The following is a 16,080-nucleotide window of genomic DNA, read 5'->3' on the forward strand; positions in this document are numbered from 1 at the left end:
CGTCTAAAAAACAAGCGCTATGCAAGGTTATTCACCGTATAAATTGCGCAAAATGCTGGTTTTACATTGACAATAAACTGTCTGAGAAGAAAAAAGACAAAAAACAAGAGAAGTGCTACACTGCTCAAATGTAATTTTTCTTTATCACTTTATTATTAATTGTCTATTATAGTTAGCCTACCTATGAATCACAACTTGACGACTCTGCACCCTTATCCGTTCGCTAAGATGGCGATTTTACTCGCGGATAGTACGCCAGCCTATAACTATAGTGAAATTAAGCTCGGTATTGGAGAGCCAAAACACGAGCTGCCAGCATTTGTGTTGGACGTCCTACGCGAAAACTTGGACAAAATAAGCCAATATCCAACCACCAGCGGGCTGTTTGAGCTGCGTCAAACCATCGCTCACTGGTTAGAAAAGCGCTTCTTTCTCAATCATCTCGACCCGCATAGCCAAGTATTACCAGTCATGGGTACGCGCGAGGCGATTTTTAGCTTGGTGCAAGCGGTTATTGACCATCCAAAAACCGTGTTGTCCGAAGACGAAGCCAATCAACTGCCAGCTCATAATCAACCAAGCGCGCAGCCATTGCAAAAAGCAGATGAAGCACCAACGATTGTGATGCCCAATCCGTTTTATCAGATATACGAGGGTGCTGCCATACTCGCGCAAGCGACGCCGTACTTTATGCCTTGCAGCATTGATAATGATTTTAAAGGTGACTATCGCACGGTACCGAGGGACGTTTGGACGCGCACGCAGCTATTGTTTGTCTGTAGCCCAAATAATCCAACCGGTTCCGTCATGACCATGGACGATTGGGAACACTTACTGCGTTTATCCGACCAGTACGGCTTTATCATTGCCAGCGACGAGTGCTATAGCGAGCTGTATTTTGATCGCGCGCCGATTGGCCTGCTGCAAGCTTGCGCGGCGCTCGGTCGTCATAACTTTAAAAATTGCGTGGTATTTCACTCTTTATCCAAGCGTTCAAACTTGCCCGGCCTGCGCTCAGGCTTTGTGGCCGGTGACGCCGACATTTTGCAGCCTTATTTGCAGTATCGTACTTATCAGGGCTGCGCAATGCCGATACCGCATCAACTGGCCTCCATCGCTGCTTGGGAAGATGAAAAGCACGTGGCGCGTAATCGAGCGCTCTATCAAGAAAAATTCGCCTTATGGATGTCAGAGCTTGGCGAATTGCTTGATTTACGCATGCCAGAGGCGGGTTTTTACTTTTGGGTAAAAGTCCCTGAGCAATTCGATGGCGACGACGAAATCTTTGTCAAAGCGTTGTATGAGCAAGCAAATATTCACGCGCTGGCTGGGCGTTATCTGTCACGCGAGGTCAATGGTAAAAATCCTGGGCAAGGTTATGTGCGCATTGCCTTAGTTGCCAGCGTTGAGGAAAGCCGCGAAGCCATCAGTCGTATCCGTCAATTGCTTGGCGCTTAACTTGCTGCTGAAAAAATATTTTTTAAAACTGAGTTTAAATGCTTAGTTTAAAAACCTGTCTCAAACATTGGCCAGAAAATCTAAGTATTAAACACTTAGATTAACACCTCAATATTCAACATAGTATCAGAGAACCACATATACCCACAATATCATAATGGTTATATGTAGTTCTCTACTATCTCGGTTGCGAAGAGTGCTATAGTAGAAATAACGCGACGCTATTTTTATATTTCTTTAGCAGTCGTAAAATTTCTTTTTCCAAAATTTTACTAAATATGCCATCAAGGATGATGCCATGCCCCATCTTGATTTTACCCAGCCACCCTTTGATGTAATAAGCGCGGCTGAACGTCAAAGTATTAGAAAAAATACCCAAATCCGTTATCTTGCTAAAGATGAGCGTTTATCTGCTGATGATTTAAGCTATTTTTATGTGGTGATTAAAGGACAAATCGAGCAACTGCTTGCTGGCGAATTTGTGGCGACGTATTTGGGCAGCAATCATACCGACCATCTAAATAGTAATGATTGGTTTGACAGTCGGCGGTTGCCAAAATCGTTTACAGAAGAGGATAAAGAAGCAGCCACTTTCATACCTATAAAAAGTACCGTACCTATAAACAATGGCAAACCCAAAAATGAAAGTGACATATCGCCCTACGAGTTTCGTGCGATTGAAGACACCCTGCTGCTGCAAATAAATGGCGCTACCGTTGACAAAATCAGTGCGCAGAATCATTTAGTGCGCCAATTACTCTCAGAAGATTTACCTGAACGATTAAAAGCATTACAGCAGCGGCGAAGCGGGCAAAGCTTAGATGCTAGCTATCATGGCTATAATGAACAGCAAGAAGTGCAGCAAATCATGATGCAGCCGGTGATTGATGTCAACTTATTGCCCGTGCATATCATTGATGCCACCAGCAGCCTATATGAGGCGGCGCATATCATGACTAAAGCTGGGCTTAAGCATGTGTTGGTGCGACCGCTCGACCAATTAAATCCTGCTGAAAAGCAAACATTAGATAATGATTTAAAAACGGATTTAGACCAAAACTTAGACCGAAATTTAGGCAACAACCTAGATAGCAGCTTAGTTACTGATAGCGCCAATACGCAAACTTCCAATAACTATTCTGGTCGTACGTTAGGTATTTTAACCGATACCGATATCTGCCGCGCGGTAAGCGACCAGCAAAACCCTGCGACGACGCCTTGCCAGCGCTATGCAAGTTTCAATCTGCGCACCATTGATGCGGACGACGAGATTGGCGATGCGCTATTGACCATGACGCGCTACCGTATCCATAGACTGCCAGTGATTGATGCCAACGGCGAGGTTGCAGGCGTGCTTGGGCAAAGTGATATGCTCGCTCATATTGGTCATCATTCGCAGCTAATTAGTCTGCAGATTGAGCAGGCAAAAGATTTGCCGAGCTTGGCTACCGCGGTTGAGCTTATCGGGCGCTATATTCGCGCGCAGCACCAAAACGGTATCAAAATTGGTAATGTCAGCCGTATGGTACAAACCCTTAACGCGCAAGTTTTTACCAAACTGTGGCAACTTATCGTACCTGATGAAGTGATGAAAAATACTTGCGTCATCGTCATGGGCTCAGAGGGTCGCGGCGAGCAAATCATGCGTACCGACCAAGACAATGCGCTGATTATTCGTGATGGTTACAGCCATCCTGACTTAGCTCAGTTCGCTGAAACCTTTAACCATCATTTAGCAACCTTGGGTTATCCGCTTTGCGATGGCAATATCATGATGACCAATCCGATGTGGCGGCAGCCGCTCAAACAGTTTAAAACGCAGATTAGCTTATGGTTTAGAAATACTGACCCGATACATAGTATTTATTTGTCGGCTATATTTGATGGCGAATATGTCTGCGGCGATGAATCGCTACTGACGAGTGTGCGCGAACATTTAAAAATTGCCCATCGCCAGTCAGACCTGATGTTTGTCCGCCAGTTCGCCCGTGCCGCTTTACAGTTTGGCGATGTCGGACAGTGGTGGCAAAAGTTTGTGCCGCTCCTTGGCGGTAAAAAAAGCGCCTACGATATCGATCTTAAAAAAGCCGGTATTTTTCCGCTGGTGCATGGCATTCGTACTTTAGCCTTAGAAAACGATATTTTTGATGCGCCGAGTAGTAAAGGACGCCTTAAAGCCTTGGTGCAAGTGCGCGCCTTAAACCAACAGCGCGCTGACACTTTGCTTGAAGCATTAGAGTTTTTTATGGCGCAGCGTTTGTCAGTGGCACTATCAACAGATGATAAGCATGCGCGGCAAGTTGATCCGACCACTTTATCGGCACTCGAGCGAGACTTATTAAATGAATGCCTGGCCGTGGTCAAAAGCTTTAAGGGTCAATTAAGTCGCCATTATCAGCTAGAGTTTAATTAAAATAAATAAGTCAGTTGATAAGAACGCTGCGCGCAAAAATAAAAGGGAGCAAAAATAAGATGCGTTGGCTAAAACAGTTATCGTCTCATTGGCAAAAAAACCATTTGCAGCGCCCTGAGCTGACATCGATGTTTAATACACCTTTGGCTGATAAATGGGTCGCGATTGACTGTGAGATGACAGGACTCAATCCAAAAAAGCATCACCTGCTATCTATCGCTGCCATTCATATCAATGGCGATAGCATTGATACGGGTAACGGTCTGCATTTGGTTTGTCGGCCGCCAGTGATGCCTGATCGTGATACCATTGTGATTCATGGGCTGCGTACTGCCGATGTTGAGCATGGTATGAGCTACGATGAAATGCTGGCTTTAGTACTGCCTTTTATAGACAATCGACCGCTAGTTGGGTTTTGCCCGCAGATAGATACAGGTTTTTTGAACCCTTTGGTCAAGCGCTATATGGGCACCACGCTACCGAATAAGGTCATTGATATACGGCAATTATACATTCGGCGTATGGGCGATCGTACGCAGGGTATTCCTAATCAATCACAGCATTTGACCAATATTTTAGCGCATTATGAGATCCCAGAGCTCGGCACACACGATGCTTATAACGATGCCATCATGACAGCCATGGCATTTTTGCACCTACGCCAACGCTGATACTACGTGAAAATAGCAACTCATGTTACCATAGGCTGTTTTTGCCACCTGATGATAGACCGCTCATGCTACCCACTTCTAAAACCCATAACCGCCCTACCGTCTTTGCTAAATTAGCGCCTTTTTCCAAGCAACCATATACGCTCAATAAGCCTGCTCACTACCTAATATCGCTGACCCTATTTGCGAGTGTTTTGCTAACGCCGCTATGTGCGCAAGCGGCCTTACCAGAAGCGATTCAGACAGCGCTTACGCGTGCAAACTTAAATGCGACCGATATTAGTATTGTTATCACCCCAGTCGGTGATAAAACTGCGAGCCGCTTACCTGCGCCTATGCAGGTGATTGATAGCCCTAAAGCCGCTAATCAGCCTGAATCGCTAACTACAGATAGTGCTGCCGCAGAGCCTAACGGCATCCAAAAACAAACAACTCAAAATAGTAATACTAATGCTAAAGAAATAACGGTACATCAAAGCACTTTAGTGACGATTGAAAAACAGACGATTAAGCAACATGCAAGACAGCTGCATGCTTATACCGATGACCCTTATACCTATCAAAGTATAGAGAGCGTGCCACCGCTACTGCCCGATGACGCTTTAAAACCCGCTAAAAGTAGTAATGAAAATGAAAGCAGCAAAAACAATAACGACAAATCGACTGCTCATAATCCCGCTATCAAAATTTCGTTTTCACCGCTATTAAGCCATCAAGCCGATATTGCGCGCACGCCTGCCAGCACCATGAAACTGGTGCCAAGTTTTATCGCCTTAGATACGTTGGGCGCTGACTTCGTTTGGCATACCCGCGTTTATCATACGGGTATTATTATTGGCGATACGCTGTATGGCGACTTGATTATTCAAGGCAGTGGCGACCCAAAAATGACCCACGAGCGCTTACAGCAACTGCTTTATAAAGTGCAAACGGCTGGCATCCGCCATATCAACGGCGATATTATCGTCGATAGTAGTGTCTTTAAAAACGTCACCAAAGACCCTGCCGCCTTTGACAACTCGCCGCTACGTCCTTATAACGCCAGCCCCGATGGTTTTTTGGTCAATTTTAGCAGCATCGGTATTAAAAGCTATCCGCTAGACAATACGCGCGCGCAGCTAACCTACACACCGCAATTGGCAAATTATCAAATGCCAAGCATGATAAATATGCGCTCGGCTGCTTGCGGGCAAGCGCGCTATAGTATTGCGCCGCAGTGGCAACCGGCACAATTAACGCTTAATAGCAATTTGCCAGACAGCTGCGGCGAACATGCTTTTTATATCGCCTACCCTGATGCCAAAGATTTCGCCGCCCGCGTCATTGCAGCTAAATGGCAAACGCTTGGCAATACCTTAAGCGGCAAAGTCATCGCGCAAGAAACGCCTTATCGTGCCAATAACCCTGCCAATAAACAGACAAAATCACCACATGGTTTGGCAGCTATTGCCATGTCGCCCTTGCCCATTGTCAGCTATCCTTCTTTAAACCTTAAGCAGCAGATTTATGATATCAATCACTTCTCTAATAACGTGATGACCGAACAAGTAGCGCTTTCTATCGGCGCTTATAAAACAGATGTGAATAAAAACGACACGCATAACGAAAGTATTTATAAGCAAGGTACTGATACCGATAAAACAATTAACAATCAAGCAATTAACAATCAAGCAATCAGCTTATATCAATTTGGTCAGCCAACCGCGACCGACTATCCGCAAGCGCTGCAATCAATCAATCAGTGGTGGCAAACCAACTTAACTACTACTCCGCCGCATTTGACCAATGGCTCAGGACTCTGCCGCGATTGCAGCATCAGTGCCGCCAACTTAAGCGAGCTGTTGACCTACGCATACAACCAACCCAGCTTTGATGCTTATGTGAGCTCGCTAGGCATTGCTGGGGTTAGTGGCACCATCAGCGCCCATAGTGACCGCTTACCCAAGTCGCAAGCCATCGGCCGCGCTTGGATAAAAACCGGCACCTTAAATAATGTCACCTCGATGGCAGGCTATGTCAAAGGTTTGTCTGGGCAAGACTATGTGGTAGTCGGACTGATTAATACCGATCATGCACTTAATGCCTATACTGCCCGTACCGTATTAGATAGCATGTTAGATTGGACAGCACAGCATTGATAACAATATTAATATCGTCAATATTGTTAAAAAATAATAGTAAACAGCTCAATGCTTAATATATTTTAGCAACTTATGCTTTACCCTTTATAAAGGTTATTTTTATGGCACGCAAACCAATGCAACTTAGCAAGCGTCTTAGTTCAGCAAAAGATACTCAAACAGCGGGCAATACTTCTGACAATCCAAACTTAATGTCGCCTAAAATGGCGCCATATATCGGATTCTTTGCGGTTGGTTATGTTTTGGCCAGCGCCATATTTATGATGGTGCAAACCAAATTTGCCCTAAACTCACAGCTGGTGACTGCCGTATCCATCATCGTCGGCGCTTATATCGCGGTGCATAAATTTATTAAGCATCAACAGCGCGCGCTAGATAAAAAGGAAATCAATCGCTTGATGTTTGGCGGCGTTGCGGTGGTTTGGCTACTTACCATGGTTTATTTCTTAGGTATTTGGTTTTTCTTATTTGATGCCGTGAGCCGTGAGGTATTGACTGAAATGGCTATACAGCGACCACTACCGCTGCTTTCGGCATTGATGATGATATTGGTGCTGAGCTTAGTCAGCGCGCGTCTTAGTATCTTGTTGATCAACCGTCTTCTTAATCCTAAGCATAGCCGCTAATTGTCAAGCGCTTTGAGCGCTCGCCATTATTGAGTACCTATAGAGACAAGCCAATACAAATTTTTTGCCCTATTAATGATGAAATTCCGTTACGCTGTTTGTAGCCAAACCCTATTTGCTAGCGACAAAACAGCGGACAGTATTTTATGATTAATAGGAGCCCAGATAATGGACATGCTGCTTTTTGACAATATAGAAAAACTTGGGCGCATTATCTTAACAGCGGTCATGGTTTATGCGTTAATTGTGTTAATTACCAAAGTATCTGGCAAACGCTCAACCTCGCAGCTCAATAACTTTGACTGGATTGTGACGGTGATGATTGGCTCTTTGAGCGCCAGTACGATTTTACTCGAAGAAATCCCGTTTATCGAGGGCAGCGCCGCTATCGTGACCTTGTATTGTTTACAGTTTTTAGTGACTAAATATGCTTCTGTCTCAGCCAGTTTTAGTCATCTTATTTTATCAGAGCCGCGGATTGTTTTTTATCAAGGGCAATTCTTACCAGATGCCATGCGTGCTGAGCGCCTAACGCGTCAAGAGCTAGAAAGCGCGATGCGTTCTGAAGGTATGAATAGTTTTGATGATATCGAAGCGATTGTTTTTGAGTCAGATGCGACATTGACGATTATTCCAAAACCTACGCCCTCGGATAGTAAAAACGACGAGCAACAGAGTGATGACGGCGTATCAGAAACCATCAAGCCGCTAATGTCAAATGATGATTAGGAAAGATGCTCTAAGCGCTTTAAGGTGATAGCGTTTTAAAATAAAAGCATTGAGTTAAAATCTAAAATTTAAAACATGAAAAAAGGACAGCACATATCAATCTGCTATCCTTTTTGTTTTACAAGCTTGCTTTATAAATTTGCTTTTATAAGAGCACTGGTAAAAATTACTTAATGCGTTGCCAGGTTTGCGAGCGACCAAAGACAGGTGTGCCGACATAGCCGCGCAGCTTTAAGCTTTGGCCATTATCACTCAAGGTTAGCTTACCAGAGTAAGTTTTTCCTGATTCAGGGTCGACCAGCTTACCGTCACTCCACTGGTTATTACCATCGGCTTTTAGACCTGACAGGATCTGTAGGCCTTCAACCGGTTTGTTTTTTAGGCTGCCAGGACATTTGGTACAAAGCGCGTCTGCCTTTTCTTTATTCAATACTTTGATGATTTTTCCTGAAACTTTACCACCGCTTTCGGTCAATTGAATAACGGCTTTTTTCTCGCCAGTTTTATCATCAATGGTTTGCCACTGCGTGCCGTTTAAAGAAGCAGCAAACACAGAGGTTGAGAGTAGCGCACCTGCGCTAAGTGCTAATAGGCTTGATATAGTACGGTTCATGAACGACTCCTTTCGTTTAAAAAATGTTGCAAACTATCTTATGCTCTATCAAAAAGACGGTACAGGGTTGCTGACGCTTTCTTTACCATTCAACGATAAGACTATTTAAAAAAGAACAAATGTTGGCAAATGCTAGTAAAGCATAAAAAAATGCTTTGTAAAAGGTCTGTTTGTTACAATATCTTAAGCGCAGAATTTTTTTGTTATATTTAACCCATTATAAAAGTGGTCTATATTATGAAAGTAAGAATATTGAGTGTTGGAAATAAAATGCCCAAATGGGTACAAACTGGTTTTGATGAATATTTTAAGCGTATCCAGCCCATGCTTAATACTGAAATCGTAGAAATTGCCGCCGCTAAACGCGCCAAAAACCCCTCAGACGCCAATTTGGCGCAGTACCGTGAGCAAGAAGGTCAAGCGATATTGGCCGCTCATGCTGCGGCTGGACGCGAGCAATTATGGGTGCTCGACGTAAAAGGTAAAATGCTCTCAACCGAACAGCTGGCTGAAAAACTGGCTGATGGCATGCAGCAAGGCGATGATATTGCGTTGGTCATTGGCGGCGCTGACGGCGTATCGCCAGAGGTATTGGCAAAAGCAGATGTGAAATGGTCATTATCGGCGCTGACGCTGCCGCATCCTTTAGTGCGCGTGGTATTAATGGAACAGCTGTATCGCGCCATGAGTATCAATCACAACCATCCTTATCATCGCGGTAATTAAAACCTTTATAAAAACAGTCATTTGCTATAAAAATCAACCATGCCCTATCAAAAATAATGGCGACGTGTCATGGTAAAACGGATTGAAATATAGGCGCGCGCCCTAATAAATGCACCATGAAACATCCTAAACCTGCGACACCTAAAGCCATGACCGCTGCTTTGCAACCTGAGAGCGAACGTCAAAATACAACAACATCCAAGCCCGCGCCCATTACCTCAGCGGCTGCTTGGACAGGCACGCCTGCGCTAGCAAGTGCTATAACGCCATCAAAACAGGCTAAACTGCCCGCGCTATTTATCTCGCATGGCGCTCCGACGCTCGCCATCGAACAATCGGCAACCACCAGTGCGCTGGCACGTATCGGTCAAAACTTGCCCAAACCGCGCGCCATCATCATTATGTCGGCGCACTGGCAGTCAGCCAAGCTTGAAATCAGTAGTAATCCGCGACCAAAGACTTGGCATGATTTTTCTGGCTTTGCGCCCGAACTCTATGAGTTGCAGTATCCAGCAGTCGGTCAGCCAGCGCTTGCGGAAACATTGGCGCAGCAGCTAACGGCGCGCGGTATTACCTGCCGTGTAAACCCTTTACGCGTCAGTGACCACGGGGTTTGGGCGCCGCTTTTACACCTGTATCCTGAGGCTGATATACCCATCGTGCAAATATCCTTGCCACGCCATTATGACAGCATCGCTTGCTATCAGTTGGGCGCGCAGTTGGCGCAATTGCGCGCCGAGAATATCCTTTTGATTGGCTCGGGCAATATCACCCACAATTTACAGGCATTACGTTGGCAAGCAGAGAGTATCGATGAGACCGCCAAAGACTTTAAAGTTTGGCTGCTGCAACAACTAAAAACGGATATTCCAAGCGCTTTAGATTGGCAGCAATATCCTGATTATCAAAATGTACATCCAAGCGATGAGCACCTGTTGCCATTATTTTTTGCTTTAGGTGCCGGTCAACGCGTCTCTGTGGTGCATCAAAGCATGGCGCATCACAGTTTGGGTATGGATATTTATCGCTTTGATTAGTGCTTCGTTTACATTAAACTTTTAATCAAAGCACTTTTGCCAATCTCTACTTTTTAATATAGAAGTTATCAAAACTTTTTTTATCATATAAAACTACGTTTCAAAAGCCGGTTTGGTAAACATGCCAGCGCGTTCCATCTCGCCAGCGATACTAAATAGCGTCGTTTCATCATTCATGCGCCCGATCAGCTGCATTCCAATCGGCAGACCCTTTTTGCTCATGCCAACAGGCAACGACATCGCTGGTAAGCCAGTGACATTACCCAAGATAGTAAAGCCCATTTTACCAAGTACTGGGGCGCTGAGCTTTTCAATCATACCTGAGCTAAAGGCAAATCTGCCCATGTTAATGCCTTTATTGAGCAGGCCTGCGCTGCGCATCAGTGTTTCATCCATACGGCTTGGCGGTAGTACGCCATGCTTGACCGCAGGCGTTGGCACGGTCGGGCATAAAATCATATCGTACGTCTCAAGCAGCAAGCCCGTTTGATATTGGCTATCGTGCCAGCCATGCTTAGCGTGGGCTAAATCAACGGCGGATAATGAGCGCCCAAGCATCGCCATATTATACGTCTGTGGCTCAAGGTTTTGGATATGCTGCGCACCATAACAGCGCTCGATATTATCAATGGTAAAAGCGGTATGGGCACAGACCACCACTAAAAAATCATGCCAAAACTGCTCAATATTAATATTTGGCTCAGCTGGGACCACACGATGACCCATGGCTTCTAGTTGCTTCGCGGTTTTTTCTAATACAGCAAGTACTTCTTTATCGACCTCAGTATTGGCAACCAATGGCTGTTGATGCAGGGCAATGGTTAATTGCCTTGGCGCGCGCATGGCGGCTTGCAAAAACGTGCCGTCGGGCGGTGCAATGACGTAAGGCGCGCCGATTTCTGCGCCGCTAGTCGCATCAAGCATCGCCGCGCTATCACGCACACTTCGCGTAATTACATGGTCAGCGACCGCCCCTTCCCAGCCCTCGCCAATTTTTGGGCCCATAGGGTTACGGCCTCGACTAGGTTTAAAGCCAAACGCGCCGCACCATGCCGCCGGAAAGCGTATCGAACCACCGCCGTCACCTGCGCCTGCCATTGGCACGATACCACTTGATACCGCTGCGGCACTACCGCCCGATGAACCACCAGAGCTATAGCCTTTTTTAAAGGGATTGTGTGTGACGCCATGAGCTTTGGGCTCAGTAGTGATAATCAAACCAAATTCTGGCGTATTGGTTTTGCCAAAGGTATTGACGCCAGTGGCTCTCATACGCTTAACGATTTCGCTGTCGCTTTCTGATACGATATTGACGCTGCGACTGCCCATGGTAATTGGCTCATCGGCAAAATGAAACGACAGGTCTTTGAGCAGATAAGGGACGCCGTTAAAGACGCCTGTTGGCAAGCCTTTTTCTGCAGCAGCATAAGCACGCTCATCAAAGCGGTGGATAATGGCGTTTAATTTAGGATTGAGCGCATTGGCTTGATTCACGGCGGCATCTAACAATTCTTTGGCACTGACTTCCCCTGCATTCACCAGCGCTGCCAACGCTAATGCATCGTACTGGGTATATTCTTTAAACATAACTGACCGTCCTTGGAGAGTGACAGATTTATACTTTTTTAAATTGATGCTTATTTTTTTATAAACACTCACCAGTTTAGTATAAAAAATGACGATTTATAATCGATATACAAACTCATTGGTCATTCAGACGATGACAGTATTCTTTTCCCATAAAAAAAGACGAGCCACGTTCGTTACTCGTCTTTTTTTATGGGAAATCTATTAATTTTTACATCAACAGCTCGCGCTTACCACTTTTGCCCATAGAGCTGACCAAGCCAGCCTCTTCCATCGAGTCAACGATACGCGCCGCGCGGTTATAGCCGATGCTAAATTTCCGCTGGATACTAGATGCTGATACTTTACGCGTTTCCATTATAAAAGCCACGGCATCATTATATAAATCGTCATCTTCGCCAGAGGCATTTGCGGCACTACCGCCGCCACTGGGACTCGATAGCTCAAAGTTGCCGGCCATATTATCAATATAATCGGGTGCGCCGCGTTCACGCCATGCATCACAGACACGGTTGACCTCTTCGTCACTGACATAAGCCCCATGGACGCGGTCGGGCTCAATTTGCCCAGGGCCTAAGAACAGCATATCGCCGTTACCAAGCATGTCTTCTGCGCCCCCGCTATCCAAAATCGTCCGCGAATCCACTTTTGAGTTTACTCGGAGCGCAGCACGCACTGGGATATTGGCTTTAATCAAACCCGTGATAACGTCAACTGACGGACGCTGAGTGGCAAGCATTAAATGAATGCCAGCCGCGCGTGATTTTTGTGCCAATCGTGTAATAAGCTCTTCGGCTTGCTTACCGACCTGCATAATCATATCGGCAAACTCATCGGCGACAATAACAATCATCGGTAAGGTTTTCAGCTTTGGCGCTTGGCTAATACTGACGCTATCGTTTGGTCGCCATAAGGGATCAAGCATTGGATTCCCAGATTTTTCGGCGGCGATGACTTTTTTATTAAACTCGTTAAGTTTACGCACTTTTAATAAACTCATCAGCTGATAACGGCGCTCCATCTCTGCCACGCACCATGACAAGGCGCTGGCCGCTTCGGTCATATCAGTGACGACAGGTGTGAGAAGATGCGGAATATCATTATAGTTGGCAAGCTCGAGCTGCTTTGGATCAATCAAAATCATACGCAGCTCATTTGGCGTATATTTGAGTAGCATAGAGAGTAGCATCGAGTTGACCAATACCGATTTACCAGAGCCTGTGGTACCCGCAACGAGCATATGCGGCGCGCGCGCAAGGTCGGTGATAATCGGATTACCGCCAATATCTTTACCCATCGCCATACTAATTTGCGCCTTGGGATCTTTAAATTTTTCCGTATTTAGTAGCTCAATCAAACGCACCATTTCGCGCTTTTTATTGGGCACCTCGATACCGATATACGGCTTACCCGGAATGACCTCAACCACCCGCAAAGACGCCATCGATAGCGAACGTGCCAAATCGCGTGAAATACCCGTCACCTTGCTGGCTTTAACCCCAGGCGCAAGCTCTACTTCAAAGCGCGTCACCACAGGGCCTGGAATGGCATTGACCACGTTTGCTTTGACGTTGAATTCTTGCAACTTAATCTCTAACAGCTCTGACAATTGCTCGAGCTCAGCGATGGTATAGCTTGGCTTACGGTTAGGGTCTGGCTTATCTAAAATCGACAACTCTGGAATCGGTGTCAGGCTACTACGATAAGCGGCGGTTTGCATCGAGCGTGATTTTTGACTAAAAGCGGCATCATCACTAATATGCGGCATCACCGGCAGATTAGTGTCGTCAGCTCGGCTGTCATCTTCTGGCACCATGTCAGTAATATGATTACTGCTATCACCCTCTGGCACCGCAAAGCTTACGGTCGGTTTAGCGGCCGCCGGAGCAATATTGGTCACCGAAGTACCAGTGTCCACCGTTGGTGCTAATTTTGGATTGGCAGGCGGGGTATTGGTCGGCGTCATGTCAGTCATTTCGCTGACTTCATCTACTTTATCGATTTCATCACTTAGCGCAGCGTTATCTGTTTGCCAGTCTTTCGTCACTTCATGTTGAGTTGACAGCACCTCATGTTGAGTTAAAGGCTCAGAGTTATCGGTAAACTCAGAGTCTTCGATAGACCAAGCTTCAGAGAAGTCATCCATCGAATCATCAATGTCATTACCGATTAAATCCTCTGCTACTTTTTGCTCCTTGGCGAAAGAGGTCTGCATTACTGGCGCTTCAATGACGGTTTGTTTCTGTTCTACCTTAGACGCTACTGGCACTGCGGCGTGTTCTGCTAACCACGCATCTGCTAAGTTATTAACTTCTAAGCTATCAACTCCTAAATCAACGCTTTCTGTCATTTCTTCTTCATCAGCAATATCATTAATGTCATCAAAAGCAACAGACGTAGCAGCAGAATCGTAACCAAACGTCTCTTGCTCAGCCATTGCTTCACGCGCCAACAAGTCCTCAACCGTATCGGCATCGTTCCAAGCAAAACTTGGTTCAACTTTACGTGCAGGCGCCATCACAGGATTTACAGCAGGCGCTGACGGTTGCTGTTGGTTAACATGACTAAAATTGCTTATATTAGCTGAAGCTGTTTGTAATTGATCATCTTGCGCTGCGCTATTCGTTGCCGTTTGTGCTACTGCTGCCGCCGCTGACATAGACGCTTTAACGCTAGCACCGAGACCCGACGTCGCTAAAAAATCTTTTAATACGTTGTTAAAACGACCATTTTTATCGGCGGTTTGAGCATGACTAGCATGGTCAGTAGCTGGCAAATCGAGTGGTAACTGCTCAAAACCTTGCGCCGCTTTTTCATCGCTCATACTTTCATCATTTTGCTGTTGCTCAGACGCTGTCGGCGCAGCTTGTCTATTTGCTCGCTTACTCTCATTCCCTTGAGCCGCATTGTCTTGAACTGCAGTATCACGCCATGACCACGTTTTGATTTTTTGATAAATCGCTAACCAATGAATATTGAAAGCAAATGTGGCAGTAATCACCACAAATACCGTCAAGAATATTACACTACCCCACTGCGATAATAATTGTGCCAAACGTGCTTGCAGCTCAAGCCCAATAATACCGCCAGCAACCCCTTTTAGCCCTGATGTCATCGGGTCTGCCACTTGCTGTACTAGCGCTACCAATTGCGCAAATAAGGCGCTGGCACTTAACAGCAAAAATACATAAGCCACGACACGTAATAACCAAAACGTTGGTTTATTATCCCACCAAATCAGCACCGACTCATAAACCAAAAACGCCAGCAACCACCAAGCACCAAACCCAAAGAAGCTATAGAGCAAATCTGACAGCCAAGCGCCCATCTCGCCGCCCATGTTATTCACGGTCGTCATGTCACTGCTGATATGCGACCAGCTCGGATCGTTACCCGTATACGTCATCAAAATGACGAACAAATAAACCGCCAGTATTAACCCAAGCAGGGTAAATATGCCCTTTTTTAAATACTCAATAAGTGGTGCTGATATCACGTAAGATCTGCCTTGTTGTCAATACTCGTCGCTAATGCTCGTTAGTGCTGGTTATTAATATAAATGGTTGCTAGCTTATGATTGAAATTTTTCATGCTGAAGTGATTTTCTACTATTAAGTGGCACTATATAAATACCCTTATAATTTGATGCGTTATTCACTGACCACTACGCTTGCATAACTTCTTATAATAACAAATACATAGGCGTAGTGGCGACAGTGTTATCAAGAAAGCGCAGAAGAAAATCAATTATTAAGCCGTTCAGCAAAAAATGCAGTCATTAACCGAACATTCGCCACACCTTTCAGTAATAAACCAGTATGCAATGAAAAAGTATGCTTTCATTTTAAGAGCAGTTTTTAAGCGCTCCGTGCTTTGATTCTAATGATACCCATATTCATTTTAGCAAACTTGCACTTTTTGCTCTCAGCCCTTATGTTATTATCACACAGCAATAAGAAAAACCATATTCATCGCGATTTTAGCGACTATTTTTTATAACATTACCCCACTCTCAACTTCGAAAGTGATTGAAAAAAGAAGAGCACCTCACTAATCTATTGTTTTCGACCAAGAATACA

The 16,080-nt window shown here is 45.3% G+C and carries 11 protein-coding genes; 8 read left to right on the top strand and 3 right to left on the bottom strand.

What is annotated here, in order from left to right:
* Positions 1-183 precede the first annotated feature (183 nt).
* From dapC to FOR85_RS01475, 6 genes are all read left to right on the top strand, one after another.
* On the top strand, positions 184-1,458 hold the full coding sequence (gene dapC, locus FOR85_RS01450; RefSeq protein ID WP_144296390.1) for a succinyldiaminopimelate transaminase: 1,275 nt from the start codon (positions 184-186) through the stop codon (positions 1,456-1,458).
* Between the two features lie 298 nt (positions 1,459-1,756).
* Complete coding sequence (locus FOR85_RS01455; protein WP_144296391.1) at positions 1,757-3,871, top strand: DUF294 nucleotidyltransferase-like domain-containing protein; 2,115 nt, start codon at positions 1,757-1,759, stop codon at positions 3,869-3,871.
* Between the two features lie 59 nt (positions 3,872-3,930).
* Positions 3,931-4,542 (top strand): 3'-5' exonuclease, encoded by a 612-nt coding sequence (locus FOR85_RS01460; protein WP_144296392.1) that lies wholly within the window; start codon positions 3,931-3,933, stop codon positions 4,540-4,542.
* 65 nt (positions 4,543-4,607) lie between these two features.
* A complete protein-coding gene (locus FOR85_RS01465; RefSeq protein WP_144296393.1) occupies positions 4,608-6,680 on the top strand; it encodes a D-alanyl-D-alanine carboxypeptidase/D-alanyl-D-alanine-endopeptidase in 2,073 nt (690 codons plus the stop codon).
* A 104-nt stretch (positions 6,681-6,784) separates the two neighbouring features.
* Complete coding sequence (locus tag FOR85_RS01470; protein WP_144296394.1) at positions 6,785-7,309, top strand: ABZJ_00895 family protein; 525 nt, start codon at positions 6,785-6,787, stop codon at positions 7,307-7,309.
* 168 nt (positions 7,310-7,477) lie between these two features.
* Positions 7,478-8,038 carry a DUF421 domain-containing protein gene (locus tag FOR85_RS01475; RefSeq protein ID WP_144296395.1) on the top strand — a complete coding sequence of 187 codons (561 nt, stop codon included), beginning with the start codon at positions 7,478-7,480 and terminating at the stop codon, positions 8,036-8,038.
* 166 nt (positions 8,039-8,204) lie between these two features.
* On the opposite strand, the gene FOR85_RS01480 is transcribed toward FOR85_RS01475, so the two are convergent.
* Positions 8,205-8,651 carry a DUF2147 domain-containing protein gene (locus tag FOR85_RS01480; RefSeq protein ID WP_144296396.1) on the bottom strand — a complete coding sequence of 149 codons (447 nt, stop codon included), beginning with the start codon at positions 8,649-8,651 and terminating at the stop codon, positions 8,205-8,207.
* 237 nt (positions 8,652-8,888) lie between these two features.
* Here FOR85_RS01480 and rlmH point away from each other — a divergent pair, with 237 nt between their 5' ends.
* The gene (gene rlmH / locus FOR85_RS01485; RefSeq protein WP_068406749.1) at positions 8,889-9,377 is read left to right on the top strand and encodes a 23S rRNA (pseudouridine(1915)-N(3))-methyltransferase RlmH; all 489 of its coding nucleotides are present in this window, start codon (positions 8,889-8,891) and stop codon (positions 9,375-9,377) included.
* 116 nt (positions 9,378-9,493) lie between these two features.
* The gene (locus FOR85_RS01490; protein ID WP_144296397.1) at positions 9,494-10,414 is read left to right on the top strand and encodes a class III extradiol ring-cleavage dioxygenase; all 921 of its coding nucleotides are present in this window, start codon (positions 9,494-9,496) and stop codon (positions 10,412-10,414) included.
* A 93-nt stretch (positions 10,415-10,507) separates the two neighbouring features.
* Here FOR85_RS01490 and FOR85_RS01495 read toward each other — a convergent pair whose 3' ends face one another.
* Together FOR85_RS01495 and FOR85_RS01500 are read right to left on the bottom strand one after the other, a co-directional pair.
* Entirely contained in the window at positions 10,508-12,001 is a 1,494-nt protein-coding gene (locus FOR85_RS01495; RefSeq protein WP_144296398.1) for an amidase, read from the bottom strand.
* Positions 12,002-12,212: 211 nt separating this feature from the next.
* A complete protein-coding gene (locus FOR85_RS01500; protein ID WP_144296399.1) occupies positions 12,213-15,497 on the bottom strand; it encodes a DNA translocase FtsK in 3,285 nt (1,094 codons plus the stop codon).
* Positions 15,498-16,080: the final 583 nt, after the last annotated feature.

The sequence above is a fragment of the Psychrobacter sp. YGAH215 genome, from assembly GCF_007280595.1.
GTDB lineage: Bacteria > Pseudomonadota > Gammaproteobacteria > Pseudomonadales > Moraxellaceae > Psychrobacter > Psychrobacter faecalis.